This is a genomic window from Pelagicoccus sp. SDUM812005 (assembly GCF_031127875.1).
Lineage (GTDB): Bacteria > Verrucomicrobiota > Verrucomicrobiia > Opitutales > Opitutaceae > Pelagicoccus.
Window position 1 is genome coordinate 67,375 of the sequence record NZ_JARXIA010000027.1, and the last position, 12,347, is coordinate 79,721.

Below are 12,347 nucleotides of genomic sequence, written 5' to 3' on the forward strand. Positions count from 1 at the left end.
TCACTGCTGGCGACGTGGGATGGAATCGCCTTTCGGCACATGAGTCTCCAGAGACCGAATACAATTTTATCCCCTAGAGATATGATAAAAGCTCAGTTTACGCTTAGCGGTGAAGCGAAGCATGCCAAGACGCTTGGCGCGAAGGATGGAGTTTCTCCGGAGGTTTACGAGGAGGAGATTTCCGGTACGGCTTTTCAGTTGTCGGCTCCGGGCTTGGAGCCGGGGCGTTACCGAGTGGAAATCGGGTTGGTGGAAGCCGTTCTGGACGACGAGGGAATGCGCTCGATGACGATACGTTGCGGGCCGACCGCGCTGGCGAAGGAGCTCGACATCGTCAAGGCGGCTGGAGGCTTTCGCGAGATTTTGCGGATTTGCGGCGAGGTTGAGCACTTGGGCGACGCCCAGCGTGGCCCCTTGGCTTTGTCGTTCGAAGGCGTGGTGCAGGAAGCGAAGTTCAACGAGGTTTGCGTATTCGACGAGCAAGGACGCTTGGTCGCTCGGGTGCGGGCGGCGGAGCTGGCGGACGCAGTGGATCCCGCCTCGCGGGTGGTGCCGGTGGTAAGCGAGCCTCAGGTTTACGACGATCCGGAACAGCCGCTGGAGTTGCGGGTGAAGGACTTGATTCGCCGCATGTCGCTGAAGGAGAAGATCGACCAATTGGTCAATGCGGCGGGGCAGATCGAACGGCTCGGCGTGCCCGGCTACGACTACTGGAACGAGTGCTTGCATGGGGTCGCGAGAAATGGATACGCCACGGTTTTTCCGCAGGCGACCGGCCTGGCGGCGATGTGGAATGCGGAGCGGCTGCAGGAGGTGGCCGAGGTGATATCGACGGAAGCTCGCGCCAAGTTCAACGCGCTCGGTAAGGTGGCGAACTACCATCGCAACCAAGGGCTCACTATGTGGTCGCCCACGATCAACATTTATCGCGATCCGCGCTGGGGACGCGGGCAGGAGAGCTATGGAGAGGATCCGTTTCTGACGGCACGTTTGGGGGTGGCCTTTATCAAGGGGCTGCAAGGGGACGATGAGCGCTACTTGAAGGTGGCGGCTTGCGCGAAGCATTACGCGGCTCACAGTGGCCCGGAGCCGGGACGCCGCTCCTTCAACGTGGAGATTCCCGAGCGCGATTTGTACGAAACTTACCTGCCACACTTCGAAGCTGCGGTTAAGGAAGCCAGGGTCGAAGCGGTGATGGGCGCCTACAACCGCGTGAAATGCAAGCCGTGCAATGCGAGCGATTTTCTACTGACAGACCTGTTGCGTGAGCAATGGGGCTTCGACGGTCACGTGGTGGCGGACTGCGGGGCCATTCGTAGCGTGTACGCGCACCATAAGTTTGTGGATACGGCCGAGAAGGCGGTTGCTGCGGCGGTGAAGGCCGGATGCGATTTGGATTGCGGGGTGACCTTTGGCAGCTTGCTGAGCGCTCGAAACGAAGGTCTGGTTTCGGACGAGGAGATCGATCTCGCGTTGTTTCGCTTGCTGCGGACCCGCTTTCGCCTGGGCATGTTTGATCCCGCTGAACGAAGCCCTTGGGCGGATATTGGCCTGGAGCAGGTGGATTCGCCGCTCCATCGGGAAAAGGCTCTGCAGGCGACGCGCGAATCGCTGGTGCTGCTGAAGAACGATGGTGTTTTGCCGCTGGATCGGTCTGCCTTGAAGCGAGTCGCGGTGGTCGGGGCCAATGCGGATTCGGTGCCTGTGTTGCTGGGCAACTACCATGGCGATCCTTCGGCTCCGGTAACCTTCTTGGCTGGTTTGCAGGCGGCGCTGGGCGCGGATTTCGAAATCCTCTACGCGGAAGGCTGTCCGCTTGGTATGCCGAAGGGCAAACCGGAGTTCGACGCGTCGTTCTTCGAGGAGGCGCTTGCGATGGCTCGCCAGGCGGACGTAGTGCTTTACTTCGGGGGAATTAGCGGGGAGCTGGAAGGGGAGGAAATGCCGGTGGACGTGGCGACCTTCAACGGCGGAGACCGCAGCGCCATCGAACTGCCGCCGGTGCAGACGGCTTTGCTGAAGGCCTTGCATGGGACGGGAAAGCCGGTCGTCTTCGTGAACTGCAGCGGCGGGGCAGTGGCGTTTCCATGGGAGGCGGAAAATTTGCCTGCGATCGTGCAGGCTTGGTATCCCGGGCAGGCTGGTGGAACGGCGGTGGCCGAGCTCTTGTTGGGCGACTTCAACCCGTCCGGTAAGTTGCCGGTGACCTTCTACCGTTCGACCCAGGATCTGCCGCGCTACTACGACTATAGCATGAAGGGCCGGACCTATCGCTATTTCGAAGGGGAGGCCTTGTATCCGTTTGGCCATGGACTGAGCTATACACGGTTTTCGTATGGAACGGTGGATACGTCGAAAGCCGATGGAAGGGTGACTATTCGCTTCGAGCTGAAGAACGAAGGCCCGCGGGCGGGCGACGAGGTGGTGCAGTTGTACGCTCGTTATGTCGATTCCGCGATCGAACGGCCGCTGCGGAGCCTGGTGGCTTTTAGGCGCTGTCCATTGCGAGCAGGGGAAGCGGAACGGGTAGAGTTGTCGTTTCCGGTCGCGAGCCTGCGCTACTGGGACGAATCGAAGTCGGACTACGCGGTGGAAGCGGGGGAAATCGAGTTGGAGCTCGGAGCCTCCTCGGCGGATATCAGGCAACGCGCTCGGCTAGAGATCGACGGGTGATTTTTAAGGTTCGTCGTCAGGAGCAGGGGTGATTGCGATTTCGGCGATAGGGCCTGGCCTGTGGGGCTGCCATTCGCGGCAGCCCGTCGGACCCTATTGCTCTGCGGTGTGGCGACGAGCGCCGGTCCTGCGTCGGAGTGCATGTACCCGAAAACCTGATACGAGTAGAATCGGGGCGGACACCTCGGGTGCCTCGCAACGGCGTCTTGACGTGGCATGCAGGTGTGGGCGCCGTTGCGAGGATTCTTTCAAGCGGGGTGGCTAGAACCAGATTTCGCTCAGTTGGCCGGATTCCAGTTCGTTGGCGTAGCTCAAGTAGTAGTTGCGGTTGGGAGCGTTGTATTCTCGCTCCGCCAAGGCCCGAAGGGCGGCGACCTTCGTTTTTCGGGCTAGTTGCTTGTCGCTACCGTCCAGCCATTTGAGGTGGTCCGAAAGCTCCAGGGCCCATTGGTAGTCTTCTCGGGCGAAAGCGGCCTTCATCTCTTTGGTGAGCTTTTTGGCGCCGCCTGCGAGCTGGGCGATTTTCTGGGCTTTGAGTCGCGGTTCGATAGGGTTGAGGGTGGTGGGATTTCCGTCGAACCAGCCGAGGAGTCCGACGTAGATGGCTCGGGTCGCATGGGGCACGGTGCCGTAGAATTCGGTGAGGTAGGACTTGTCCCGAAGGTGTTCGGGCAACGCGACTTCGTGGGCGATCTGGTCGGGGCTTTTGCCGGCGTTGATGCCCGCTACGGTTTGGTCGTAGACGCTGCGAATGGCTTCGCTGTAGTCTTCCAGCGCTTGGACTGCAGCAGCTTGCTCGAGGATGGGCATGGTGTGGCCGGGAACGAGGTAGCGGGGATTGAAGGTGGCCATAGTGGCGACGCTTTCCGACCATTTTAGAACGTCGCGGTAGGCTGTGCCGCGAATCGCGTAGAGGTTTGGAAAGGAGTGGTAGAAGTTATCGCCTGCGAAAAGGACCTCTTCCTTGGGCAGCCAAACAAAAAGGGCATCGTCGGTTTCGCCGGGAGCCGAATGGAACTCGATCTCGACGCCTGCGATTGTGGTTTTCAGCCCGCTCTCTGGGACGAGGATAGTAGGAGCAACCGTGCCGTCTCCTCCGTCGTGGTCCTCCGTTCCTGCCGGAGCGACTCCCCGGTTCGTTGCCTGGCTGGGCGGGAGGTCCCTGCCGAATTGGCGTACGTTGCGCTTGGCCTTGACGGGGTTGACCGCCTTGTTGACGCCTTCGGCCGAGCCGAAGCTTTCAGTGGCGTAGATGTCTGGCGCTTGCCCGTCGATGAAGGCGCTGGCTCCGCCGATGTGGTCGCCATGGCTGTGGGTGTAGATGATCGCTTTCACTGGTTTGTCGCTGTATTGGCGTAGGGCTTTGAAAGCCTTTGCGGCGCTGGAGGGGCCTTTTAGCGTATCGACGATGATGATACCGTCGTCCCCGACAATCATAGAGGTATTGGCTCCGTGGAAGCCGACCGCTGTGTAGACGCGGTCTGTGACCTTGACCACGGTCCGCTCGAATTGCTCGTTTTGCGCATGGAGCTTCTCCAAAGCGAGGTGCGGTTCGGTTTGCGTTCCGGCTTCGGCTTTTCCGAGGGAAAGCAGGGAAGCGGATATAAGGGCTAAGGTAGCTGTGATTGTTTTCATGTGGCGTAGTGTTTGGCTGGTTGTTGAAGCGGGGCCGCTGGCGGCGCTTTTCTGGAGCGCGGCGACCGGGCGTGAGGCCCTTGCTTCCTGCATAGGGCCGGGGTCTCTCCTTTATTTGCCGGGAGGCGACTCGTTGATGATGGCGAAGCTGGGGGCCGAAAACCTTAAAGTCAAATATAATTTCAAATACGATTTGAAAAAGCGTTTGACTCAAAGCGGGGAGGGGGGCAGTTTGCTTCCATGAATAGGCTAGGGAACGAATACGGATTCTTCGGGAGGCGTTTGCTGGCGAGCGAGTTCGTGTTTGGCAGGGAAGCCGAAACCTCCCATTTACCTTGAACATGAGTCAATCGACCAGGGATAGGCTGCTGGAGGCGGCGAAAACGGTATTCGCGGAGCACGGCTTCGAGGGCGCGACCGTGCAAATGATCGCCACGGCGGCTGGCGCGAACATCGCGGCCATCAACTATCACTATGGCAGCAAGGCGGAGCTCTATGCGAAGTACGTGGTCGGGCATTTGGAAGCGTCGATGGGGCGCATGCCGCGCCTGTCGGACGATCCGGGGGATCCGGAGGGGCAGCTGCGGCGTCTGGTGGCATGGTTTTTCGAGCGCTTCCGTCCCGATTCGCCGCTGCGGCGGCTCAATCAGGATATGAGCGCCATGAAGGGGGATTTCGCCGAGACCATTTTGGAAACGGTGATCAAGCCTGAGTTCGAGAACTGCTCTGAATTTGTCAGGGCTCTCCTTCCTGCGAAGGCTCCCGAGGAGAAGGTTCGCAATTGGGTGAAGAGCATAATTTCGCTTTGCACGGGCCCGCTGCACAGCGCCCATCTTTACCCCCTTTTGTTTCCGGGGGCGCCCTTCGATGCTTCGGAGGTGTCGCGACAGGCGGAGCACGTAGCCCAGGCGATCTTGGACGGACTTGCGGCGGACGCCCGGCGACTAGGCTAGGGGGAAGGGGCGGCTTGGGTCCAGGGTTGCGGACGCCTTTTCCGAGGCCTGTTCGGGCCTCTGCGTCGCTTCCGCTTTGCTTACCAAAGTAAGCAAGGGGTGGGCTTGTGACTGGGGGGCGCTCTCTTAAGCCTGCTTTCGATGTGAGTCCGTAAGGACTCTGCGAGGGCATCATCGATCAGGGGTGGTCGAGGTGCTCTCCTTTCTTAGTTATCCCATCTAACAAGTTCTCGTATCTTGGGGTAGCCTCCTTGCTCTATGGCGAGGAGGCTATTCCGGTGCTAGGGTTTGGCTTTCTCCTCAAAAATGAGTATCTACGACTACATTGTCATTGGTGTATACCTTGCCTTCATGCTGGCGCTCGGGCCGATCTACAAGAGCTTCAGCAAGACGGCGAGCGACTTCTTTCGCGGAGGAGGGGGCATGCTTTGGTGGGTCGTGGGCAGCAGCTCGTTTATGACGCAGTTTTCGGCCTGGTCCTTCACTGGTGGCGCGGCCAAGGCTTACGAGACGGGTACCTTCTTTTTGCTGCTGTTTATCTGCAACTTGATCGCGACCATTACCTGCTTGATCTTCACGGCTCATCGCTTTCGCCAGATGCGGGTGATTTCGCCGGTGGAGGCGATCCGCAATCGCTTTGGCGCTTCCAGCGAGCAGATCTTCACCTGGTTGCCGATCTTCTTCCAGATGTTCTTCGGTGGGGTGATGCTCTACACGATCTCGGTTTTCATGTCCGGCGTGTTTGGTGCGAACATGATGCTGATCATCTTGGTTCTCGGGGCCGTGACGATCGTCATGACCTTGCTGGGCGGCTCCTGGGCGGCCACGGCGGGCGACTTCGTGCAGATGTTGATCGTGATCACGATTACCATGATCATGGCGGCTCTGACCTTGGGGCACGAGGATATCGGCGGCCTGTCGGGCTTGATCGAAAAGATGCCGAGCTACCATTTCGAATGGACGGAGTTCGCTCGCCCGAGCGTGATCATCGTTTTCTCCGTCACCCTGTTGATCAACCAGATCGTATTCGCCAACAGCATGCAGTCTGGGGCGATCCGCTACATCTTCGTCAAGGACGGCCGGGACGCCCGCAAGTCGGCTTGGGTGTCGGTTTTGGGCTTCCTGCTTTTGCCGTCAATCTGGATCGTTCCGGCTCTGGGCGCGGCGATCCTGTTTCCGGAGTTGGAGACGATGTATCCACAGCTCAACAACGCGAACGAAGCGGCGTACGTCGCCATCGCCTTGGAGTTGCTGCCTCAGGGGCTTTTGGGCTTGTTGGTGTGCGGGATCTTCGCGGCCAGTTTGACCTCGATGAACAGTTTGCTGAATTCCTTTTCGGCGAGCTTTGTAAGGAATTTCTACATACGCGTGGTTAACAAGGACGCCTCGGAGCTGAAGCAGATCTTCGTGGGGCGGATGTTTATCCTGGTTTACGGCTTGGTTTGGATCGTGGTGGCGATGCTGTTTTCGACGATCAAGTCGCTGCAGCTGTTCGACTTGATCTTGCTGGCCTCGGCCTCGCTTGGTCTGCCGGCGGCCTTGCCGATGGCGATGGGGATGTTTATCAAGAAGGCGCCCAAGTGGGCGGGCTGGAGCTCGATGATCGCTGGCTTCGTGGCCTCGATGGCGTCGCGTTTCCTCTTCACGAGCGACAACTTGCAGGCGATCTGGGGGCAGGAGGCGGAGCTGACGGCTCGCGAGCTCGGCGACTTGAACATCGCCTTGACCACTGGGGCTGTGTTTTTGGCGACCTTCCTTTGGTTTCTCTTCTCCATGCTGTTTTACGGCAATTCCTCCAGCGAGTATCGAAAGGACGTGGACAAGTTTTTCACGGAGATGAATACGCCGATCGATCGCAGCGAGGAGCACGAGCCTGAGTACGAGGGCGATCGCCGCCAGTACTCGGTCTTGAGCAACCTTTGCTTGGCTTACGGCGTGGCGACTCTGTTGCTGCTGGCGGTTCCGAACGACGCGCAAGCGAGAGGTTTGATTTTGATCTGCGGCGGCGTGGTCGTATCTGTGGGGTGGATACTGCGTGTGATCGGTCGCCGCATTAAGAATTAGGGTTCAATGGTATGGGAGGCGTTTTGCCTCCCATTAGGTAGTGGGTCCGGTTGCAGGGGTGCAACCGGACCTTTGCCGTTTCTAGGGCGTTTTTCGTTTGGTCATTCGCATAAGGTAGGGCGGGACCGCCGGGCACGCCGCGTTTCCTTTAGGACCGAAGGATGGGCTTTTCGCGGAGTCCGGCGACCTTGGCCTTCGGATCCATAGCGAGGAGTGACGGTTGGGATGCAAGGAAGCCGCCAACTTGCGTTGGCGGCTTCTAGGATGCTTGAAAGGGGGAGCTGATGAGCTGCTAGAGCATCTGCATCTCGACCTCGTTGGGAACGGGGTTGCCATTGATCCACTGTCGGTAGGCGTCGATGGCGTGGTCGGCCATACGGCTGACTTCGTGGTTGATCGAGCCGGCTATGTGGGTGCTGATCATGACGTTGGGCAGGGAGTAGAGGGGGGAGCCTTCTTCGGGCGGCTCGGGGTCCTGCACGTCGAGAATCGCCGTCAGGTCGGGGCGGTCGGCCATGACCTTGGCGAGGCCCTTGTGGCAAACCTGCGGTCCACGTCCTGTGTTTATGAATACGGCGCCTTCCGGCATGAGGCGGAAGAGCTTCTCGTCGAAAACGTGCTTGAGCGATTCGACGTTGGGAAAATGGTTGCTGACGACTTGGGCCTTGGAGAAGGCCTCTTCGAGCGTGTAGTCGCTTTTGTGGAGGTAGGAATCCACGATCATGGGCTCGATGTTGAAGCCTTCGAGCAGGGACTTGAGGTGCATTGCGACGGATCCGTTTCCGAGGAGGGCGACCGTGCTGTCGTAGTTTCCGGGTCCTACGTACCCGTTCATGAAGTGGGCGCCGACGGGGTCGATCGCTTCGCGGGCGTTGCGGAAGTAGCCCTTCATGCCCAGGAGGATGTGGGCGAGGCAGAATTCAGCTACGGGAATGGCGTTGGCGGCATTGGCCGACATGACCCGTACGCCGGCGTCGAGAAAAGGTTGGCGGAAGCCCATGGTGGAGCCGGCTGCGTAGAAGATCCACTTGAGGTTCGGCAGGCGGCTGACTTGTTCCGCGGTGAGGGCCGGCATGCCCCAGGTCGAAAAGATAGCTTCGAGGTCTTGGAGGTTGTCGACGTGCGTTTCGAAGTTCTTCGTGGTGATTACGTGGGGGTAGAGATCGGATATGCGCTCGATTTCCTCGCGGCGACCGTGGGCGAAGACGTAGTCCAGCATGTTTTCGTACGAGCCCTTGTAGCCGTAGGCATTGTCGTTGAAAAAGGCAGTTTTCCTCATGGAAATAGTAAATTCGTGCGGGGAGTATGGCGCTGTTGTGGTTGAGGCACGTCCCTCACTGTTAATGGGTTTGGGTAGTTCCGCTTCATTGGTTCGCGGCGAAGGTTCTAGCGTCGCGGAATGCGGTCCACTCTCAAGTTCACCCTTGCTTACTTTGGTAAATAGGAGGCTGGGAGTGGCTTACGGGCGGAAATGGAGCGTTTTTGTGACAATTGGATCCACTGGGGCGAGGGGCAGGGATAGGGGGAGCGCTCCTGCGGGCAGGAGGGGCGTTTGAGCAGCGTACGACGCAGGCTGTTCTAGTTTAATAGGGGGCAGGATGGCCGTTTGCCGCACAGTTGCCCTTTGGGGTGGTGGCCTGGACCTGCTTAGGGGGCGATTTAGATTCTTCCGAGGTGTTTAGGAGGGGAGTAGCGGGTGGCATCGGTGCCTAGGAGGCGGGCTTAAAGAATCAGGAATGCGTCCCGAGGACGCTGAATTCGGGAGCGTTCAAAAAAAAGTCGAATTTTACCAGTGTAACGCGGTTGAGTTACCAATGTAACCGGCTGTTCCTTTGTCCCAGGGTGGTGTATTTTGCAGGGTAAGGATCTCACGTTACTGCCCCGCTGCGTGCTCAGTGCGCTTCAGGGGCGTTATCAGACACAACTAACCCTACCCTATAATAAAATATGAAAAAGCCCCCTATAGTGGCACTAGTAGCTGCTAGTTTGCTGACTGCGCCCTTGTTTGCTCAGTCCGACGCGGAGGAAGACGAAATATTCGAGCTGACTCCCTTTACCGTAGATGGGTCCGAGGACACTGGTTACCGTGCGAAGCACTCCCTTTCGGGAAGCCGTATGAAAATCAGCTTGGATGACATCACGGTTCCTATTGATGTGATCACTCCAGAAATGATGGAGGATTTCAATATCAACGAACAGGAAGACATGTTCGACATCGTTTCGAATATGGAGCCGCGTGGTGACGATTTCTTGTCCGGCGTATACGAGTCTGGCGCGTCGTATCAAATTCGAGGATTCGTAGGTGTGAAGAGCCTGCGTAACTTTGCGGCCAGTAACATGCCGTTTGACCGTTATAATTCCACGCGTTTCATCGCGTCGAAAGGCCCGAACGCTATTCTATTCGGCTCCGGTCCCGGTGGTGGCTCGGTAAGCTTCTTCACGAAGCGTTACAATATCGGCAGCAAGGATCGTACGAACCTAAAGTTCACAATCGACAGCTTTGGTGGAACTCGTGGAGAAATCACCGGCAGCAAGACGCTGATCGAGGACAAGCTCGGCATCTTTTACGGAGCGTTTGACGATAAGAAAGAATACGACATCGAGCCCTCTTATCAGCAACGCGATGGTGTATATTTCAGCACGACCTATCGTCCGTTCGAAAATACATTGATTACAGGTAGTATCGAAGTTCGTGACGACAATGTGTTCCGTCCGGCATCCAACATCTCTACCTTGACCGACTACCATAATGCGTGGGACGAATTCGGTAATCCCGCTGTATTGGGCACCGGAGTCAACAATCGTAGGTCCGATCTGTTGTTCCCTGATGGAACGGTTATGGAGAATCAGGCCTGGCGTTCCTGGGGTGTCGAGCAGTTCGGCAACAACAATGACCGCTTGACGGTCATCGATGGTCAGATTGTCAACACGAAGGGCGGAGCCTTTACTGACCGTCCTCGTGATACTTCTAATCTGGGTGGCCAGCGTTCCTTTCCTGTGTGGGATTGGAATCCGAAGCTTGGCCCGACTGGCTTGAATGGCGGTGCCGAAGCGAACAACCGTGCCGTCGATCTCAACCTCGAGCAGAAGCTGACTGACGATCTGTATTTGATGGCTGCATACGGTAAGACTGATTCTACACGCCTGCAGTATCAGCATCGTTTCCGTCAGCTTTACAAGGATCCGAACTTCTACTTGCCGGATGGCGTTACCGAGAATCCTCACTACGGCGAGTATTATCTCGAGCATGGTAACTATAACTTCCTGGATCGAAGCAACGTTTCCGAAACCATGACAGCTACGCTCGCCTACGAGCTTGATCTCGAAGAGCGCAACAAGTACCTCGGCAAGCATAATTTTGCGATCATGCACTCGGCTGAAGAGGTTCTCAACACCACGAATCGTCAGTCGATGATTCTAACCGATTCTCCCGATCCAGATTTCAACTACGACGATGTGGACGTGGATCTCGGTATCTATAAATTGTACCTCCGCCATTACCTTGGCGACGACTTGAGTACGTTGACGGCGGATGACATGTTCCCAGACTACCGTTACATTCACGATGGCCCTTTCACTATGGACGGCTATACATGGACATTGACGGATGGAGTCGGTCGCCCTGGTTGGCGTCAAGTTGATACCACTTCCAACATGTTTGTCGCTCAGAGCAACTTCTTCAGAAGCCGTTTGATTACTAGCTTCGGTTACCGCGAAGAGAACGTGGACCAGTTTGTGGCGAATTTTGGGCAAAATCCAGATTCCAACGACCAGTACTTCGTGTATGAGCACTACACCAAGGAGCAGGCTGATGATCCGAATTTCACGCCAGTTCTTACGGACATGCTCATGCCTGACAGCAAGCCTGACACGGTTTGGGATTCTGTATCCGGAATCTCCCGCAACGTTGGAGCTGTCTTCAAGTTGACTCCGAACATCGCTCTGGTCGGAAACGCTGCAAGCAATATCAGCGGTTCTCCCGGTCGTGTTGGTTTGTTCGGTCAGGCGATGCCGAATTCAGCTGGCGAGAGTGAAGACTATGGCGTGCGCTTTAATCTCTTGGATAACAAGCTGCGCATCGAGTACACTCGCTACAGCACTGCGACCACCAACCAGGCATTGCAGTCGGGACGTATGAGAATTCCAGCCGGTGATGTTCGAAATATCTGGAAAATGATGCTTCAAAACGGTCACCCTGGAAAGGACGTTTTCGAAGGCGGAGAGAATTGGGATGTGCGTGACTTCCGTTCTCGCGGTCATGAACTGACTCTTTCTGGTTCTCCGATCAAGGGGCTCAGCCTGCGTTTGGCTGCCAGCTACAATGAGCAGGTCGCTACCAACATTGGCTCGGTCTTCATGGGATGGTGGGCTGAGAACGGTGCGGACGTCGAGGCGTTTGCGGCTGCTAATCCTGATATGGTCGACGCGGAATCCAGCGCTTCCAACCCGGAAACTGCTGCTTCCAGCTGGGAAGATATCGTGGTCAACCTTGCTGAGCGTGCAGGTCAGGAGGGCATTCCAAATATCAACAAGGCGATGTACACAGCTAAGTTCCTAGGTAAGTATCGCTTCCGTGATGGTGCGTTGAAGGGGCATGAAACGGGGCTTAATATCGCTTGGCGCGGTAAGATGAAGACTAGCTTCTTCGAGAACGCTGACCGTACCCGTGACTATGATCGTCCTTTCTGGACTGATCCTAGCTTCAATACCAACTTCTTCTGGAACTACTCTAAGAAGATCAAGGTTGGCGAGAAGGATGTAAACTGGAAGGTCCAAGTGAATGTGAGCAACCTGTTCAATACGGACAACTACACTCCGCGTAACTTCTTCTACGCAGTGCGGGGAGATGATACGTCTGAGTTGCTCTACAATCAGATCTCGATCAAGGAACCGCGTAAGATTTCTCTTACCAACAGCTTCTCGTTCTAGTTTTGGTAGTATAATTCGTTTGATCTAGTTTTTCAGCCCCCGTCGCGCCTTGCGCTTCGGGGGCTTTTTGTTTTTGCCGTCCGCTGGGTGGGG

At 57.0% G+C, this 12,347-nt stretch carries 6 protein-coding genes; 4 read left to right on the plus strand and 2 right to left on the minus strand.

From position 1 onward, the window contains the following. The first annotated feature begins 81 nt into the window (after positions 1-81). On the plus strand, positions 82-2,673 hold the full coding sequence (locus QEH57_RS22790; protein WP_309009109.1) for a glycoside hydrolase family 3 C-terminal domain-containing protein: 2,592 nt from the start codon (positions 82-84) through the stop codon (positions 2,671-2,673). Positions 2,674-2,934: 261 nt separating this feature from the next. Here QEH57_RS22790 and QEH57_RS22795 read toward each other — a convergent pair whose 3' ends face one another. Then, positions 2,935-4,308: an alkyl/aryl-sulfatase gene (locus QEH57_RS22795; RefSeq protein WP_309009110.1), complete on the minus strand. Its 1,374-nt coding sequence runs from the start codon at positions 4,306-4,308 to the stop codon at positions 2,935-2,937. A 341-nt stretch (positions 4,309-4,649) separates the two neighbouring features. Between QEH57_RS22795 and QEH57_RS22800 the strand changes: the two genes are divergently transcribed. Continuing rightward, positions 4,650-5,261 carry a TetR/AcrR family transcriptional regulator gene (locus QEH57_RS22800; protein WP_309009111.1) on the plus strand — a complete coding sequence of 204 codons (612 nt, stop codon included), beginning with the start codon at positions 4,650-4,652 and terminating at the stop codon, positions 5,259-5,261. 306 nt (positions 5,262-5,567) lie between these two features. After that, positions 5,568-7,325, plus strand: coding sequence for a hypothetical protein (locus QEH57_RS22805; protein ID WP_309009112.1), 1,758 nt, complete (start codon positions 5,568-5,570; stop codon positions 7,323-7,325). Positions 7,326-7,617: 292 nt separating this feature from the next. On the opposite strand, the gene QEH57_RS22810 is transcribed toward QEH57_RS22805, so the two are convergent. Beyond that, positions 7,618-8,604, minus strand: coding sequence for an NAD(P)-dependent oxidoreductase (locus QEH57_RS22810; protein ID WP_309009113.1), 987 nt, complete (start codon positions 8,602-8,604; stop codon positions 7,618-7,620). A 668-nt stretch (positions 8,605-9,272) separates the two neighbouring features. Between QEH57_RS22810 and QEH57_RS22815 the strand changes: the two genes are divergently transcribed. Next, the gene (locus QEH57_RS22815; RefSeq protein WP_309009114.1) at positions 9,273-12,254 is read left to right on the plus strand and encodes a hypothetical protein; all 2,982 of its coding nucleotides are present in this window, start codon (positions 9,273-9,275) and stop codon (positions 12,252-12,254) included. Positions 12,255-12,347: the final 93 nt, after the last annotated feature.